This is a genomic window from Myroides sp. C6-3 (assembly GCF_050522425.1).
Taxonomy (GTDB): Bacteria; Bacteroidota; Bacteroidia; order Flavobacteriales; family Flavobacteriaceae; genus Flavobacterium.
The window spans coordinates 42,908-60,219 of the sequence record NZ_JBMVQP010000011.1; the positions used below are offsets into that span (position 1 = coordinate 42,908).

Genomic DNA, 17,312 nt, shown 5'->3' on the forward strand with positions numbered 1-17,312 from the left:
CAAAATAGTTCATTTAAAACTGTTTTTTTTTAAGCCAATAAAAAAAGCTACAATTACAACATACAACTGACCATAAAATAGTAACAAATTGGGATCAATAAATAGAAAAAACTTTAGATTGAGAAAATACCTATCGCTTGGAATTTTGTTTTCTCAAAAAATCGCTTAAATAGTAGAATCAGTCCTTTGTTATTGTAAATTGTAACTTTTGTTCATTGTCTTATCTTTTCTTTTTCACGAGTCAAATATACAAACACTAAAACACACAACTAACAACAAATCAAACTTTTAACCTTTTCATAATTCCCTATTCACTTCCTAAACACTCCCTTTACATTACAGCAATATTGCGGTTAACATTGCTTTTTCCTTTCTTTTTTCCTGCGAGTAGCAAGCTATATCGCTACGAAAAAAACACTAAGACATGCTGAAATATACTTCTAATTTCATTACTTTGTATTTCATATCAAAAGAAAATTCCAACATGAAAAGAACTACATTCTTTGCTGTAACACTACTTGCTATACTCACTTTTATGAGCTGTAAAAAAGAGGTTGATACAACTACTCAACCCACAGCAACAGAGAATAGCGCAAGTACCCCCGAGCCTAAAACAGAAGTAGATACCATTGCCTTAAAAAAGCAAATTGAACAAGAAAAAGAAACGTTGACTAAGCCTTATAACGAGGAGGAAGATGCTCAAGCGAAGTTAGACGAGCTAGTTGCTCAAGCCAAAAAACAAGGTAAATACGTTTTCGTACAAGCAGGTGGTAACTGGTGTATTTGGTGTTTAAGATTTAATGATTTTGTTCAACAAACTCCAGCGCTCAAGCAACTTGTAGATCAAAACTTTATTTATTATCACTTAAATTACTCTCAAAAGAACAAGAATAAAGCTGTATTCAACAAATATACGCCTGATGCGCGCGGAATTGGATATCCGTTTTTCTTTGTACTTGACGGAGAAGGAGAAGTAACCAATATCATTGCTTCTGGTGATCTTGAAGAAGGAAAAGGGTATAGTCTGCCAAAAGTAAAACAAATGTTTATCGACCAAGCCCCTAAAAAATAAATTGAGGCTGACTTAATCGTCAGCTTTTTTTATTTCTTATTTTAGCTTATTAATCAACCCACTTCATGAATTTCTATCTTTCTTCTTATCTATTTGGCGACGCTTATCTTCAATTAAAGGAACTTTTACCTCCGGGGGCTCGCATTGGTCATATCACCAATGCCAAAGACTGGGTTGATGCGGATGAAGATCGCAAACAACGGGATTTGCAAACAGAAATGAACTTTTTAGAGCAATTGGGTTTTGTCAATGAACACCTTGATCTACAGGCTTATTTTGGAAAAACAGAAGCACTGAGACACAAATTAACGACCCTTGATGCTATTTGGGTTTGTGGAGGAAACACTTTTATCTTGAGACAAGCCATGCGATTAAGTGGTTTCGATCAACTTTTTGAAGAACTGCGTCAACGAAACGATTTTTTGTGGGCAGGCTATAGTGCTGGTGCTTGTATATTAAGCGACTCTCTTAAATACATTCAGCACGTAGACGATCCTACTCAGCTACCTTATCCTCAAATCGATACCCCTATCTTCGAGGGATTGGGCTTTTTTAATTACGGTATTCTTCCACATTATGATTCGGATCATTTTGAATCGAAAGCTATTGATGTTGAAATACAAACCTGTATCGCGAACAAATGGCTGTTCAAAGCAATTCGAGATGGTGAAGTACTCATTGGAAAAGGATAAAACACATTAGTTTTGTCCACCTTCCTTTCTTCTCCTTTTATCCTTCTTCAACCCATGTTAATTCGCCTTTAGTTTTGAACTAAGCCACTCTCACTATTTTCATATTGTTATTCTTTTAATCAGAACTGCCTCAACACATCAGCTCTTTTTATCAAAACTGTTTTATTTTGAACACACAATCCTTTACTTTTTATTTTTTCCTCAACACATAACACAAATAATCCACGTAATCGAATAATAAAGTTATGTTAAATACAATTCCTTCAACTTTCCCCTTATTTACATTTGTTTTCCTCAACCATTAATATAATTAACCATGTTGATGACTACATTACCATTAGGAGGGGTAGCCCCATCTGAATTTATAGTTGTTGTTGCAATAGCTTTATTATTGTTCGGCGGTAAAAAAATACCAGAATTAATGAAGGGACTTGGAACAGGAATTAGGGAATTTAAAGAAGCTACGCGTGAAACCAATGCGAATACCGCAGCTCCTAAACAAAAAATGACGGATGCTACTGCTGAAGTAACAGAAGAGGTAGCTACAAAGTAAAAAAAGGTTGGATGTATTCCAACCTTTTTTGTATCGGGATTGACCTCCCTCTGAAGATCATACAAAAGTTCTTACACTACCGCTCCCAACTGCTTTCCTTGTTCTAAGCCTTCTAATAACAACGTGAGTTCTTCACAGCGAATAATTTTCCCTGCTTCCATCGTAAACTCTGCCATTACTTTGTGTTTATAGCAAGTTCCGTCTTTAAACACGGATGAAACTAAATGCTTGGTAAATACCGTATTTCCACGACTTGCCGTATTGAGTATGGTGATTTCAACAGATTCGATGAGTTCTTTTAGCTTGTGTATATGCTGTTTGAATCCCGCGAAATCCAAACGGGTCTCATCGACAATTTGTATGTAATGCGGACTAAAGTAATGCTGGATATCAGATTCACTATACGTTTTTCCTTCAATAATTACATGTAACATTTTCTCTACTACCTTTTCCATGTGCTGCTCTTTAAAATTATACTACAAAGATGAGCGATTGAAAAAGAGGGAACGATAACAATTGTTAATTAACGTCTGTTGCGAATTCTACTAAGTGAAACAGGTGTTATCCCGAGATAAGAAGCAACATAATGCTGGGGAATCCGTTGAATGATCTCTGGTGCTTGTTGCATCAATTGCTTGTAGCGTTTTTCGGGATTTTCTTTGATACGATCAATGGTCATTTTTTGGTAGATCAATACGCGTTCAATCATATAAGTTGTAAAAGCTTCTAAAAGCACAACATTCTCTTGCATCAATTCTTTTAACTGTGCCTTGTCTAGAGCAAGTAAATGAGTGTTTTCTAAGGCTTCTACGGTATATTGACTCGGTTTATCATACCAAAAGCTCTCTATACTACAAAAAAAGCCTCCCTCAAATACAAATTGAAAGGTCACTTCCTTTCCTTCGTGCAAGGTCCATCCACGCAAAGCTCCTTCCTGAACAAAGTAAAAGTGTTTAGAAAAATGCCCCTCTTCAATCAAATTGTGTTTTGCAGGAATCGCAAGGGGAGTAAAATACGGACATAGTAAATGGTATAGGGTTTGATTAGCAGTAAACATAGTAAATAAATTGGGTAGACTCGTATCAAATGGAAAGGTACAAAAAAAGGTAAAATGGCAAAAAGCCTTTTTTCTGTACTGAAAAAAAACAACAAAAACCAATACCTCTACCCTATATCGAAAAAGATAACCGCCTTTCGGCTATCTTTGTGAATAAACTCAATTTTATCATGAGCATCATATCAAAATTCACCATAGCAACAGAAGAGGGATTGCGCACACTCTTTCAATTAAGAGAAGCTCAAATCCGAGACATGTACACCTCAATGCTCGAGGAAGCATCGCTCAAAGCTTATATTACCCAACAATTGGATCACAAAGAGACAATACTAGAACTCAATGATTTAAGCACACAGATGCTAACCGTTTATCAAGATGATACCCCGGCAGGTTATGTTATGATCAAACAAGTAGATCAACCCGAGATACTAGCAGGTAAAAAAGTAATTAATCTTGCCTCTTTATACTTCCTACCTGCCTACGATCAAAACGAAGTGCGCCAGTCACTTTGGACAAAGATTGTTTCGCTTACTCGTCAGTATGACGCCATTTGGTTAGAAGTTTTACCGCAGGATCCAATCACACCCCACTTACTTACTTGGGGTTTTGAAAAGCAAGAAGAACAGACCACAGGTCCTTTTGGACAAGCTTCTTCTCTATTTATTCGCTGGAAAGAAGAGGTCTAAGTAGCAAAAAGGGAAATGTTTCAATCTCCCTTTTGTGTATCTGGTCTTGTGTAAGCCAAAAAACAGATAATCTTATTCTTCCAAAGACCACAAGGGCTTGGTTTTCAATACCTCTTGATAAATTGGACAAGCTGCTGTATGTGCCCCTTTTAAATAGCCAATACTCATTAAAAACTCATTGACAATTTCTCCTCCTGTAAAACGAAAGTGTTTTTTAAACAATTTCACCCATTCTTCTTTTGTCTTTGGATGATGATGCTTGAGCCAATTTTCAAATGAACCAAACTCTTGTTGAAACGCTAAAATAACCTTGGCATTTTCAATTGCTGCATTGATTTTTAATCGATTGCGGATAATTCCAGCGTCTTGCATTAAACGCTCTCGATCCTTGTCTGTATAGGCTGCAACGACAGCAATAGCAAAACCGTCGTAAGCCTTGCGAAAAGCCTCTTCTTTTTTGAGTATAGTTTCCCAACTCAATCCCGCTTGATTAATCTCCATCAACAATCGACCAAATAATTCATTGTCATCGTGAATGGGAAAACCATACTGATGATCGTGGTACTTTTTATGGAGAACCTTTCGATCACCCGTCAATAACTCAACATGTTCACAGTAAGACATCACTTCTCTTTTTAAATCGCGCTTGTTAGCGCCTCGTTCAACCAATAAAGTACAAAGATAACGCATCTGCTTGACAACGGTTTGTTTTTGGGGCTGTTTGTGATATTGTGATGTTGTGAAGATTATCAATTAAAAAAGAATAGTGTCCTCAAATCAGAAAAAGTCCCACTCGTCTCTTCTCTCTTCTTTCCAATAAAAGTTTTTTAGTGTATTTTTGCGCTTTAATTTCTATTTGCTTTATAAAGAAATGCCACAAGAATTATTGCTCCAAGTGCTTCCTGAAGTTGCGGCTTCTGCGGATTTATTAACGGCTCATGTTGCGCAACATATCAAAACCTCAGTTTCTGATATTCAACATATTACCATCCTTAAACGATCGATTGATGCCAGACAGCGCCTTGTCAAAATCAATTTAAAAGTACAGGTGTTTTTTGCAGGCGAAGAAGTGATACATCGGCAGATTAATTTTCCTGCCTACAAAAATGTACAAGACGCCAAACGCGTGATTGTAGTTGGAGCAGGACCTGCGGGTTATTTTGCGGCTTTACAACTCATCGAACTCGGTGTAAAACCCATTGTGATCGAAAGAGGAAAAGACGTACGTGGACGTCGTAGAGATCTAAAGGCAATTAATATCGAGCATATTGTCAACCCCGATTCTAACTACTGTTTTGGAGAAGGAGGAGCGGGAACCTATTCTGACGGTAAACTATATACGCGTTCCAAAAAACGCGGGGATATCAATCGCATTCTAGAGCTACTCGTTGCCTTTGGTGCTCCTCAAGATATTTTAGTTGAAGCTCATCCGCATATTGGGACGAATAAACTGCCTAAAATCATGCAGGATATGCGCTATAAAATTGAAGAATTTGGCGGGGAAGTACGATTTGAAAAGCGCGTGGTTGACTTTGTCTTAAAGGGCAATGAGATACGTGGAGTTGTACTTGAAAATGGCGATACAATCGAAGCGAATAAAGTAATTCTGGCAACAGGACACTCGGCTCGTGATATTTACGAATTACTCGATCGAAAAAAGATACTCATTGAAGCGAAACCTTTTGCGCTAGGGGTTCGTGCGGAACATCCGCAATCGCTCATTGATCAAATACAATACTCCTGTGACTATAGAGGTGAATTTCTTCCTCCTGCGCCCTATTCTATTGTGAAACAAGTAAATGGAAGGGGAATGTATTCGTTCTGTATGTGTCCTGGAGGAGTAGTTGCACCTTGTGCCACGGCACCTGGTGAAGTAGTTACCAACGGTTGGTCGCCTTCTAAACGAGATCAAGCAACCGCAAACTCTGGTATTGTCGTTGAACTGCGATTAGAAGATTTTAAACCGTATGAGAAATTTGGTGCTCTAGCTGGAATGGAATTCCAAAAAGCCATTGAACAAAGAGCTTTTCTCTTGGCAGGGGAAACCCAGGGAGTACCCGCTCAACGTATGGTAGACTTCTCGCAAAAGAAAGTCTCTTCGTCTATTCCTAAAACTTCTTATTTGCCTGGTACAACTTCTTTAGAATTAGGGGATGTGTTTCCTGATTTCTTAACGCAAATTATGCGCGAAGGATTTCAAGAATTCGGCAAATCAATGAAGGGGTATTTTACCAATGAAGCCATTCTTCATGCACCAGAAAGTAGAACCTCTTCTCCTGTGCGTATTCCTCGTGATGATCGCTCTTTAGAACACCCTCAAATTAAAGGTCTCTACCCTTGTGGTGAAGGAGCCGGTTATGCAGGTGGTATTATCTCTGCTGCCATAGATGGCGAAAAATGTGCGATTCTATGCGTTGAATCGTTAACGGTTGACAGTTGACAGTTGCCGAAAAATAATCAATAATAGACAAACCATTCCTTTGTAGGGGTGGTTTTTTTGTTTGTTGTTTGTTGCTCGATGAGATGGAGAGAAACGTCAACGTTTAAAGAAAAACCCATCTATTTTAGCAAAATCTGCGGTTAACTGTTCACCGTTAACTCTAAACTGTAAACAAACTTATTTCCCTAAACACTGAAAATTTATGACTTCCCTTTTTATACTAATAAATTTACAGCTCCCCTTCAATAAACAGAAGGATTATCCTTAATAACCTTTTTTTTACGCATACAATTAGTAAACTATAACATTGTATTTATTCACATAATGAGAAATCACTTTATTTATTTTTGTTAATTTATTTAGTTATTATGAAACTATTAGAAATAAAATTTACCTTGCACCCTGAGTTTAGTCCACATTTCAAATTATTGTAGCTTTCAAATACATTATTCGAAACAAAGTCTAGCTTTAAAAAAAAAACAAATCAGATGTTGCTGCAAACATCTTAGACTAATTCAATTTACTATGAAAAAACTATCGTTTTTAGTGAGCTTTATTTTGCTTACAAATCTAGCGATGACATCATGTAGCAGTGATGACAACAAATCGAACAACCCTACGCCCATTACGGTAAATCAATCTACAGGAACGTACCTTGGTACAGTAGATAAAAAAGGAGATTTCAGCATTGTTTTAAAAACAAACAAGGGAGATTTTCACTTGAATTTTATTTCTAACGCTGTAGCGGATGAAGATTTACTTGAGGCTAAATTAAGACCTGAAACGTATCTTGTATCGGATGGATCAGTACTTTACACCCTTACAACTAAAAGTGTAGTAAAACAAGGGCAAACACAAGCTCAAATTGTTGATGGTTCACTTGTTGTATCTCAGGCAGAGCAAGCGTACACATTTAAAGGTACTTTAAAAGATGAGCAAGGTGTTGAGTATGACATTAACTACACACAGGCTATTGACATCGAACCTATTTACGACGTAACGTATGAAGTACAAAACGGATGGTACTGGGGAGATAATGTGTTTGATCACCCGGATGTAGCGGAATACATGACGTATTTCACTCAAGGAGATGCGAATAACTTCGGTGAATTAGAAGAAAAAGGAACGGGATATCATATTTCATTGTCGTTCTTTGATCAAATGGCTCCTAAAGCATGGGAGGCTAAAGTTCCAAATAAAACGTTCAAAGCTTCTACCGAATTTGAAGTAGGTGCATTTAGAGTAGGTTCTAAAGAAGCGATTGAAAATGGGGAAGATGATTATTCATTTGCCAGCTTCATACACAGAGATCAAGCAGCTGGAATTGATGAGGAATTATATATCTTAGATGGTTCAATCAAAGTGATGGAACACGAGCAAGGACAAGAGATTCGCTTCAATATCTTAGTAGAAAATGGCAAGAGACATTTAGGTAAGTATACAGGAACAGTAAAACAAGGAGATCAATACACCATTTCTACTTTAAGAGCTGATAAAGAGGTAAAGAAATTAACGCAAGGTTTCATGGAGTACAAAGGTAAATCACCGATTACTGCAAAAGAAAACAACCGTTGGAATCTTTATTTATACAGCGAGACCTTAACTCCATATCCAGGGCAATACTTCGGGGTTGAAGGTTCGGGAGAATGGATGCGTGTAACGCTTTACACAGATCTTAACGCAACAACAGACATTCCTGTAGGTGAATTTCCAATTGGGGAAGAAATGGCAGGAAACGCAGGTTTAGGTGGTGGTTCTGAGCCAGGATTAGACTGGGGAACTTGGTTCTTTGAGCAAACGATCAACAGCGACGGAGAGTCAGTAACCTCAGGCTTCGCTCCTACGCGTACAGGAACAGTAAAAGTTGAAAAAAATGGTGAAGTTTACACCATTACAGTAAACGCAATCGACGATAGAGAAAACACAATTACAGCTTCTTATACTGGAAACTTACAATTCGTTAACAATGCAAGTAGAACTACAGCTCAACAAACAAAAGTTGCGAAAAAATCGTACGGTAAAGGACAAAAATTTGATGCTGCTAAAAACAGTAGAAAATAGTTTTAAAAAAATGATCGATAAAGCCCAATTGCAGATGCAATTGGGCTTTTTTTATTGTATAACTGATACAATACGACTCTTATTTAAAGCTGTTTATTCATTCCTTTTTTTCTTATATTTGAGTATAATGATTCACAATTAAAGACTTAGATGAAGCGACTTCAGACAATAGAGGGTATTCACAGGCAGTTTTACGGGACAGGAATGGAGCCCCTACTAGTCACTTGTAATGATATGCAAGATTGGATCTGTAAATATTCTCGTTTTCCAAATTGTTTAGTAAAAGAATATATCGGCTCTGCTTTTGCTAAATACTGGAACATAAAAACCCCTGACACCTGTTTCATTACAGTCCTAGAAGAACATATAGATTTGAATCAATATCGAGGTTTACAGTTAAACTGGTTTAGACAGGATTGTTTTGGTTCTCTTTTTTTACAGAATGCCGAGCTTATTACAAACGCAATACTTCCATTGTTCAACGATTCTATTTTCAGGGCAAAAATTGAGGATAAAACAGATTTCTTATGGATTGCATTTTTTGATATCTGGACTGCTAATGAAGATCGCCATCACAACAATTACAATCTATTATTAAACGCTGTTGATACTGTATCTTACTTCTTTTATACTATTGACCATGAAACTTTGTTTAATTCCTCTTTTCTAGAACGCGAATTGTATGAAATAACTGAAGATGAAACTATTATAAACACCGAAATAGCGAAGCTGTTATTTCGTTCGAAGAATAAAACCAAGCAAATTGTAGAAGATTTGGTCCAAAATTTTTACCTTTGCACCAGTAAATGTGAAGAAGAACTAGAAACTATTATTCAGCTTATTCCTGAATCTTGGAACATTAATACGGAACAATTTGCAGATCAACTAAAACAACGTCTATTCTCCAAAGAATGGAAAAATAAATGTGAAATCACATTTCGAACGTATGTACAAACCTTTTTAATCAATTAACCATGAAAACATTTTATAGTTTACTCTACGTTAATTTGAATGTAGCTTTGAATGAAAAAGTATGCATAGGTCTTGTTATGTCTGATGGTGAAAAGTTTTTCTACCAATTTTCTGCTAAAAAATTGAGTTTTATTTCTCCTTTACTATCAACTGAAAAGAAAAGCCTGATCAAGCATTACTTAAAGTCTTTAGAAAAAGATGTACAAGCGAGTAGATCGAATGAAATAAATATAAACAAACTGTTTTCCCAGTTCAGCTATGCAGAACAATGGGCTAAAGAAGAGTACTTAAACTACCTCTCCAATTACGCCAACAATTTAATTGCTTTCAGTCCATCCAAAGCAATTGCACTGACGACTACTTTTGATAATTTTAAAATATTATTCAATAAATACGTCCATCCCTATGAGGAGGTAATCCCCAAAACAAAAGAAGATAACCAAACTGTGAGTATTAAAGATGAAGTCAATCGTCAGTTGTATCCCCAAATAAAGACTAGAGTAAATACTAATATCACATTAAATTCTAATGATTTTGAAACCATACTAGTACCCGTTCACATTGGTTTTATTGGAAATAATGATATTCCTGTTTTAGGTCAAACTTTAGATTTTACAAAATCTATTCAGCATGTACAACACGATATTACAAGTTATCTTTCCTTAACTATTTCTGTAGAAGAGAAAGAACAAAAAAAAGGAAAGTACTTTGTTCTTGGGCAAGAACCAACAAAAGGAGATAAAACCCATGATTTTTGGAAAAACTTAAGAACATCGCCTATTGTAGATTATATTGAATTGGAAGAATTTGAAAAAATAACGCAGTATATGGAAGAACACAATGTTCAACCTTACTTTGAAAAACAACAATAAAATAGGGGGACAGTTTAAAGACTCCCACTATGCTGAGCCCAATTGCATCTGCAATTGGGCTTTTTTTATTTTTTTTCAAAATACTGTTATTTATCATCTTCTTGTTTTTTTAAAACTTGTACTTTTGAGTATTAACCCCCAAAAACGAATAAAAATGCCTACGGATGCGTTCACTTGGAAAAACAAAATCACTGCACTTCTACACACAAAATATCCCATTATTCAAGCGCCAATGTTTGGTGTTGCCACACCAAAGATGGTTGCTGCAGCGGGTGAAATTGGCGTGTTAGGCACCCTTCCTTTGGGGGATTTACCTGCTGAAAAATGCGCCGAATTAATTCGCGCAACCAAGCGACTAACGCATCACTCTTTTGCTGTTAATGTCTTTCTCAATCCTTTACCTGAGCGTACGATGGAATTAGAACAACGCTATACACACACCAAGCAATATATCGAAGGTTTAGCGGAACAACATGGTTTAATAGCCAATTTAGCGGATTATGAGCAAGTGGTGTATACTGATTATCGAGATCAAGTAGAGGCAATTATCGCAGAAGGTTGTAAAATTGTCAGTTTTACGTTTGGCGTTTTTGATGATGAGACCATCAACAAGATGAAACAGCAGGGTATTGTACTAATTGGTACCTGTACTTCTGTTGCGGAGGCTCTCGTGTTAGAACAAAAGGGCATTGATCTCATTTGCGTTCAAGGAATTGAAGCAGGTGGACATCAAGGTACGTTCTTAACGGATACTCTACCTAAAATTGGTGGATTATCCTTATTAGCTAAGGTAAAAGACACGGTACAAACACCTCTTATTTACGCGGGTGGACTCTATAATGCCTCAACTATATTAGCCGCTAAAACACTAGGAGCGCAAGGGTTTGCTCTTGGTAGTTTACTCTTGGGTTCCGAAGAAAGTAATCTAGCGGAATTTGAAAAAGAGGCTTTGCGACAGGCAAAAGAAGAGGACTTGACCTTAACGAAAAGTTTCTCTGGTCGTTATGCACGAGGACTAAGCAATACCTTCACCCGAGAACTCGATCAATCCGATTATATTCTCCCGTATCCCTTCCAAAATAAATTAACCGTTGGTTTGAGAATTGCGGCTAAAATAAAAAAAGACCCTCAATTTTCTAGCTTATGGACGGGACAATCTCGAGGCCCTTATAGCGGTGCATCAATTAAAGTTATACTCACACAGCTTATTCAAGAAGTAGAACTGCTTCAACAATAAAGTAGTGTGTTAGTTTTACATCTATCTTCAATAGGGGCGAAATTACTTTCGCCCTTTATTTTTCTTTTGAAGCAAAGGCAAGTATTGTTCGTAACCTTCGGTTTTCATTTCTTCTTTAGGTACAAAACGCAAGGATGCTCCATTAATACAATAACGCAAACCTCCTGTTTCGGTCGGTCCATCGTTGAATACATGGCCTAGATGTGAATCTCCCGTTGTACTTCTCACTTCGGTTCGTTGCATACCGTGGGTATTGTCTTCTTTTTCTTCAATCAACTTAGTGTCAATCGGTTTGGAAAAACTGGGCCATCCACAACCTGCATCGTATTTATCCGTTGAAATAAATAAAGGTTCTCCTGTGGTAATATCTACATAGATTCCTTCGCGAAATTCCTTCCACAACTCGTTGCTATACGCTCGTTCCGTCCCATTGTTTTGGGTTACCTCATATTGTATAGGGGTTAGTACTTGTTTTAATGCTTCTTTCTCTTGACGTTGATAGGTCTTTTTTTTCTTCGGATTAGCTTTTCTTGCCACTTCAAATAAGTCTGCTCCAATATGACAATAGCCTCCAGGGTTTTTATCTAAATAGTTTTGATGATAGTGTTCTGCATCGTAAAAATTGCGCAAAGGCTCTACTTCCACTACTATTTCTTGGGTATACTGTTTAGCTAATTCCTTCATTTTTTGGGTAATAAGAAACTCATCCGCTTGATCTTCATAGTAAATCCCCGAACGATATTGTGTTCCAACATCATTTCCTTGGCGATTTAACGCAGTTGGATCAATCGTCTGAAGAAACAAGTCCAGTAACAATTCAAAATCCACCTCTTGGGGGTTATAGGTTACTTTTACGGCTTCTGCAAAGCCCGTTGTTCCCGTAGTAACCTGTTTATAGGTTGGATTTTTTGTATCTCCGTTGGCATATCCCACTTCGGTGCTAACCACTCCTCTCACCTGTTGAAAAAAGTGCTCTGTTCCCCAAAAACATCCACCTGCAAAATAGATGACCTTGGTATTCTTATTTTTTCTTTCCTCCATAACTTCTCCCTCTTTTATACTTGTTGTATCTTGATGAAAACAGGTACTATTGGCTAATACAAATCCACTAAACACCAATAAGGCTATTACAATTGCTTTTTTCATGTTGTTGTTTTTTCCATTTCATTACTCACTTGATCGATGCAAATTAGTCAAAAAAGAAAGATAACCTTCACAAAAAAATGCTATAAAAAACAGCCTAAAATAAAAAAAGAGCATTACAAATGATTGTAATGCTCTTTTATTTCCTCTTTGTAGATTCATTTAGTTCTACTTTCTCGATCGTAAATTCATCCTCCACATTTTTCAATCCTTCCGGTGAATGAAGCTCAATAAAGAAGTTTTCCAATTCTTTCAAATCTAGTTTTTCAATATGTAATCTATTTTCTGGTTTATAAAAATCATACGGGTGATTTGTATCTTCAACACCTCCATACTTTTTTAAAATCCCTTTCATTTCAGTAACTTTTTCTCGATATTCTTGTTCTGTTAACTGAAACTCAACAGGAGTTTTCGTTTTTTCGTCCTCTTTACTACATCCCGTAATAAAAATTCCAGTAATTGCTAAAAAGCAAACAGAACAAAACATTAATAATCAAACACTTAAAAGATTATTTCATACTATATCCAAACATTCCTTTTATGCGAATACAACTAAAAATGTTATTCTATGTTACCTCGCAGCCCAAATTTCAATTTCAATGGCAATTTCTGGTAATCCCAATGCGGAAATATAGGCAACCGTCATCGAGGGATATTGTTTACCAAAGACACCTTCCCATACGCGATCAAAGTGCTCCCAATCAATTTCTTTTGTTGACCAAATATTGACTTTAATCACCTCTTCAGCCGTTAATCCTTGACTTGCTAGTAAACGTTGGATGTTTTCAAAAGTTAGATTGACTTGTTCGTTAAAATCAGCGGGAATCACACCTGTGGCATCCATGCCTATTTGACCTGAAAAGGTATACAAACTAGCTTCTTTTGGAATTATGGTTACATGTGAATATTTTCCCACAGGATGTGGTACAGTAGTTGGGTTCGTTCGAACAACTTTGTTTTGCATTTTCTTCTTTTTTAAAATGATGAAGCAAAACTACAACGCTTACTATTCCCAGAATTGGATAAAACCGACAGTATTACAATTACTTTTTCTCTTCTATTTTCCACTCGGGAAAATTAGATAGCTTTTCCTCTGAATACTTCAAAAACTGGGTAGGATTGTTTCCTGTAAAAGTTTTAAACTCCCGAATAAAATGAGATTGATCGAAGTAATCTTGTTGGTAAACTAGTGTCGTCCATGTATTGAAATCGGTCGTCTTCAGCAGTTCTAAACTCGTTTGAAAACGCATAATACGAGAGAAAAGTTTAGGCGACATGCCAATATGTTGCTTGATTAAGCGTTCTAACGTTCGTTCAGATAGCTTCATTTGCGTCTGAACCTCAGTTAAAGAGAGTCCTCTTTGCAACAAAGTAGAAGCAAACTGCGCTTTTTGATTCTCATACCGCAACGCTTGCACTTGTTGTAAAACAAAGTCTGATAGTAACCTAATCTTCTCTTCGATCGTTGGCGCCTGTTGCAATTGATCAAGTAGCGAAGTAGAAACCAAGTCATCCAACGCTATATTCTGATTGGCAAATTCTGAAGCATCTAACTTGAAAATGGCTTTTAAAGCCGTGGGTTCGAGGTAAGCACCAATAATTCGAAAAGGTCCATCTACCAGCTGATTCGTATAGGTCGTATACGCTCCATAAATATAAAGCTGAGGGGTGCTTTGATGGTGTTCATCTCGAAATAAATTAGAGGTATCTTGATAAATTAGAGCAGGAATCCCATCTGGTAGGATTTTAAACTGTTTACTCCCCACCTGTTCTTCTCCACTTTCCAATACCCAAAAGTAGCGAATATACGCCTGTAAGGGAGGAAAGGGAAGAATCTCTTGGTAATGCATCAGGGTGAATTTTGTCTATCAAAGATAAGGATTTAAATGTTTGTCTTTTGTTGTTTGATGAAGAGTACTCCATAACTCCTAACTAGCTCAAAATTTTCTTTCTTTCATACGAATCCACACGACAATCCCAGAAATAAGTGTCAAAATACCTGCGAGATGTACCGCCCACATCAATCCGAAATAAGAACCTACAATACCTGCCATCAACGCGCCAATTGCATAACCCATATCCCTCCAAAATCGGTATACCCCTAAAGAAGAAGCTCTCCAATTGGGATGGGCTACATCACTTACTGCTGCAAGTAAGGCTGGATAAACCATCGCTGTTCCGATACCCAACAAGATCGAACCTAGAAGACCTGCGGTAAGAGGATCAAAATAATTTAATCCTATCACAAGATGTCCGAGTACTTGCACAAACATTCCCCAAACAATTAAAGGCTTTCTCCCCCATCGATCCGTTAGTGGACCTGTTACAAGCTGTCCCACTCCCCAAACAACAGGATAAACTGCTTTAATCCATCCCACACCTTCCAATCCAACTCCCATTGACATGAACAATAAGGGAAATACCCCCCAAGACATCCCATCATTGAGGTTATTGATCAAGCCCGCTTGAGAAATGGAAAACAAGTTTTTATTTTTAAAGGTTGTTTCTTTAAATACCCACCAAAGGTTGGGTTTAACGTTTTCCTCTTGGGTTGTTGATACCCGTTGTTTCGCTTCTAATTGCGCAAATTGACGGGTATCTCTTACAATAAATATAGAGAGTAATAAACCGATAAATGTATAAGCAATTCCCAGATAAAAAGGCGCAGGTCGCAAGCCATAGTGAGAGGCCATAAAACCCGTTGCTAGTGCGGTTAAGCCTACTGCACCATACCCCGCCGCCTCATTTAGCCCCATGGCTAAACCTCGACTCTTACTCCCGACCAAATCAATTTTCATGTTTACAGTCATCGACCAAGCCAATCCTTGACTAATACCCAGTAAAATATTAGCAAACAAAATCCAATTCCACGAAGGCCCAAAAGCCAATAAAAAAGGAACAGGCAAACCAATCAACCAACCTAAAACCAACACCTTCTTACGCGTATATCGATCTGCTAATACACCCGAAATGAGATTGGTAAATGCCTTTACTACCCCAAAAGCAATAATAAAAGAAAAAACAACAACATCGGATTGAAGGTGAAACTCTTCGGTTCCCACTAGTGGAACAACCGTGCGTTCTAATCCTACCATACCTCCTACCATCATATTCACCAAAACCAAAAGAGTAAATTGTTTCCAGTTTTCTCGCAATCCCAATTTTATATTTTCCATGTTACTCTTCCGTTTTTTTTATATTCTCTTTTTTGCTGTTCTTCGTTCCAAGCCTTCATTCCTCCTCGTAAAGACATCACATTAAATCCTTTCGTACACAATAATGCCGCCGCAGTTAAACATAACTTCCCTCCTGTACAAACAGTAATAAGAAGAACTATAGGGTCTAAATTCACCGCGTTAAAAACAGTTGGATCACCTGCTTGCAACTTGTCGTAAACATCCAAATGTAGACTTACTTTGATATAGTTTACTTCTCGTTAGCGCAAAGGTCTACTGTCAAGAATAAGAACACTTTTATGTGTAGCTAACCATCCTCGCAACACTTTACCTGTTATTCCTTCTTTCATTATTATTTCTTGTTTATTGAGGAAAACAAAGATATACAAAAACCACAACTATTCAATAATTCAATTGAATAGAAAAAATTAAAAACAAAGAAATACTACTAATCAATTAGTTACAAAAAAAATAAGCAAATCAGATGATTGATTTGCTCATTTACTTTTATTTTAAAACTATTTACTTTCCTGTTGGCAACCCTTTTAGTTCCCATTCTGGATAACCTTCTTCTAAGCGAAGGACTTTAAACCCTTTGTTGTGTAACAAGGCAATTGCTTCGTCCGCATAAACACAGAATGGACCTCGACAATACACTACAAACGTCTTTTTCTTTGCGAATTTTTTTAAAGCGTCTTTCAATTGGTGAATCGGCATGGATATGGCATGTTGAATATGCCCTCGCTCAAACTCCTCTTCAGGTCTCACATCTAATACTACAATCTCCTCTTCTGCTAACATAGCTGTTAACTGTTCGGCGTGAATTGTTGGTAAAGCGTCGTGTTGTTCTTGTCGAAAATCATCGACTACTTTTCCTACCTCAGCATTAAACGCTATACCTAAAGTTCGCAGAGCAAGCCACGTTTGATATACACTACTACTAGCTAAAGCATATAAAACAAAATTCCCCTGTTTTGTAACTTGAACTAACTTGGCGTTCTTCAAGTTTTGAAGATGCTGAGATGTATTAGCCATAGATTGACTTATAGAGGCAGCAATTTGCTCAACGGTAAAAGGACCTTGCCCCAAGAGATCGATAATCTCTAATCGCACAGGATTTGCCATTGCTTTAGCTACTTTAGCTAATTCTGTATATACTTTGTCTTTAAATGCTCTTTTATCCACGTAGTAGTCTCTGGTTTAAACACGGTACGCTACAAAGATAAACAAAGTTGTTTGCTGTTTGGTGTGCGATGTTTGTCGTTTGTTGTAAAGCTCCTTCGTTTAAAGGGACTATCTTCTTATTTCAGTAAAATTTACCGTCAACAAACAACAATCAAAAAGTTATCAG

19 protein-coding genes are annotated in these 17,312 nt (G+C 37.1%); 9 read left to right on the plus strand and 10 right to left on the minus strand.

The genetic code is table 11. From position 1 onward, the window contains the following. The first annotated feature begins 484 nt into the window (after positions 1 to 484). The 3 genes from ACPDG9_RS06520 to ACPDG9_RS06530 all read left to right on the plus strand — a co-directional run bounded on the left by ACPDG9_RS06520 (position 485) and on the right by ACPDG9_RS06530 (position 2,317). Positions 485 to 1,072: a thioredoxin family protein gene (locus tag ACPDG9_RS06520; protein WP_430526953.1), complete on the plus strand. Its 588-nt coding sequence runs from the start codon at positions 485 to 487 to the stop codon at positions 1,070 to 1,072. Between the two features lie 65 nt (positions 1,073 to 1,137). Beyond that, positions 1,138 to 1,764, plus strand: a complete 627-nt coding sequence (locus ACPDG9_RS06525; RefSeq protein ID WP_430526954.1) for a Type 1 glutamine amidotransferase-like domain-containing protein — start codon at positions 1,138 to 1,140, stop codon at positions 1,762 to 1,764. 316 nt (positions 1,765 to 2,080) lie between these two features. Further along, positions 2,081 to 2,317 carry a Sec-independent protein translocase subunit TatA/TatB gene (locus tag ACPDG9_RS06530; protein ID WP_430526955.1) on the plus strand — a complete coding sequence of 79 codons (237 nt, stop codon included), beginning with the start codon at positions 2,081 to 2,083 and terminating at the stop codon, positions 2,315 to 2,317. Positions 2,318 to 2,388: 71 nt separating this feature from the next. Here ACPDG9_RS06530 and ACPDG9_RS06535 read toward each other — a convergent pair whose 3' ends face one another. Both ACPDG9_RS06535 and ACPDG9_RS06540 read right to left on the minus strand, forming a co-directional pair. Continuing rightward, positions 2,389 to 2,772, minus strand: coding sequence for a hypothetical protein (locus tag ACPDG9_RS06535; RefSeq protein ID WP_430526956.1), 384 nt, complete (start codon positions 2,770 to 2,772; stop codon positions 2,389 to 2,391). Positions 2,773 to 2,840: 68 nt separating this feature from the next. Next, a complete protein-coding gene (locus tag ACPDG9_RS06540) occupies positions 2,841 to 3,374 on the minus strand; it encodes a Crp/Fnr family transcriptional regulator (protein WP_430526957.1) in 534 nt (177 codons plus the stop codon). Positions 3,375 to 3,544: 170 nt separating this feature from the next. On the opposite strand from ACPDG9_RS06540, the gene ACPDG9_RS06545 reads away from it, so the two are divergent. Further along, complete coding sequence (locus ACPDG9_RS06545) at positions 3,545 to 4,060, plus strand: GNAT family N-acetyltransferase (RefSeq protein ID WP_430526958.1); 516 nt, start codon at positions 3,545 to 3,547, stop codon at positions 4,058 to 4,060. A 72-nt stretch (positions 4,061 to 4,132) separates the two neighbouring features. Here ACPDG9_RS06545 and ACPDG9_RS06550 read toward each other — a convergent pair whose 3' ends face one another. After that, positions 4,133 to 4,684 carry a DNA-3-methyladenine glycosylase I gene (locus ACPDG9_RS06550; protein WP_430527001.1) on the minus strand — a complete coding sequence of 184 codons (552 nt, stop codon included), beginning with the start codon at positions 4,682 to 4,684 and terminating at the stop codon, positions 4,133 to 4,135. A gap of 247 nt (positions 4,685 to 4,931) precedes the next feature. On the opposite strand from ACPDG9_RS06550, the gene ACPDG9_RS06555 reads away from it, so the two are divergent. From ACPDG9_RS06555 to ACPDG9_RS06575, 5 genes are all read left to right on the plus strand, one after another. Next, positions 4,932 to 6,500 carry an NAD(P)/FAD-dependent oxidoreductase gene (locus tag ACPDG9_RS06555; RefSeq protein ID WP_430526959.1) on the plus strand — a complete coding sequence of 523 codons (1,569 nt, stop codon included), beginning with the start codon at positions 4,932 to 4,934 and terminating at the stop codon, positions 6,498 to 6,500. A gap of 525 nt (positions 6,501 to 7,025) precedes the next feature. Further along, positions 7,026 to 8,561: a hypothetical protein gene (locus tag ACPDG9_RS06560; protein WP_430526960.1), complete on the plus strand. Its 1,536-nt coding sequence runs from the start codon at positions 7,026 to 7,028 to the stop codon at positions 8,559 to 8,561. Between the two features lie 150 nt (positions 8,562 to 8,711). Further along, positions 8,712 to 9,533: a HipA family kinase gene (locus ACPDG9_RS06565; protein ID WP_430526961.1), complete on the plus strand. Its 822-nt coding sequence runs from the start codon at positions 8,712 to 8,714 to the stop codon at positions 9,531 to 9,533. Positions 9,534 to 9,535: 2 nt separating this feature from the next. Beyond that, the gene (locus ACPDG9_RS06570; protein WP_430526962.1) at positions 9,536 to 10,405 is read left to right on the plus strand and encodes a hypothetical protein; all 870 of its coding nucleotides are present in this window, start codon (positions 9,536 to 9,538) and stop codon (positions 10,403 to 10,405) included. A 124-nt stretch (positions 10,406 to 10,529) separates the two neighbouring features. Then, positions 10,530 to 11,642, plus strand: a complete 1,113-nt coding sequence (locus ACPDG9_RS06575) for an NAD(P)H-dependent flavin oxidoreductase (RefSeq protein WP_430526963.1) — start codon at positions 10,530 to 10,532, stop codon at positions 11,640 to 11,642. A 42-nt stretch (positions 11,643 to 11,684) separates the two neighbouring features. Here the strand turns inward: ACPDG9_RS06575 and msrA are convergent, their stop codons facing one another. The 7 genes from msrA to ACPDG9_RS06610 form a co-directional block, all read right to left on the minus strand. Continuing rightward, complete coding sequence (msrA, locus tag ACPDG9_RS06580) at positions 11,685 to 12,788, minus strand: peptide-methionine (S)-S-oxide reductase MsrA (protein ID WP_430526964.1); 1,104 nt, start codon at positions 12,786 to 12,788, stop codon at positions 11,685 to 11,687. A 136-nt stretch (positions 12,789 to 12,924) separates the two neighbouring features. Beyond that, entirely contained in the window at positions 12,925 to 13,272 is a 348-nt protein-coding gene (locus ACPDG9_RS06585; protein WP_430526965.1) for a hypothetical protein, read from the minus strand. A gap of 84 nt (positions 13,273 to 13,356) precedes the next feature. After that, a complete protein-coding gene (locus tag ACPDG9_RS06590; RefSeq protein ID WP_430526966.1) occupies positions 13,357 to 13,749 on the minus strand; it encodes a RidA family protein in 393 nt (130 codons plus the stop codon). Between the two features lie 79 nt (positions 13,750 to 13,828). After that, a complete protein-coding gene (locus ACPDG9_RS06595) occupies positions 13,829 to 14,635 on the minus strand; it encodes an AraC family transcriptional regulator (RefSeq protein WP_430526967.1) in 807 nt (268 codons plus the stop codon). A gap of 87 nt (positions 14,636 to 14,722) precedes the next feature. Beyond that, positions 14,723 to 15,961 (minus strand): MFS transporter, encoded by a 1,239-nt coding sequence (locus tag ACPDG9_RS06600; protein WP_430526968.1) that lies wholly within the window; start codon positions 15,959 to 15,961, stop codon positions 14,723 to 14,725. Further along, complete coding sequence (locus ACPDG9_RS06605; RefSeq protein ID WP_430526969.1) at positions 15,949 to 16,188, minus strand: rhodanese-like domain-containing protein; 240 nt, start codon at positions 16,186 to 16,188, stop codon at positions 15,949 to 15,951. The genes ACPDG9_RS06600 and ACPDG9_RS06605 overlap by 13 nt, the downstream gene beginning before the upstream one ends. Positions 16,189 to 16,483: 295 nt before the next feature. After that, complete coding sequence (locus ACPDG9_RS06610; protein WP_430526970.1) at positions 16,484 to 17,146, minus strand: ArsR/SmtB family transcription factor; 663 nt, start codon at positions 17,144 to 17,146, stop codon at positions 16,484 to 16,486. Positions 17,147 to 17,312: the final 166 nt, after the last annotated feature.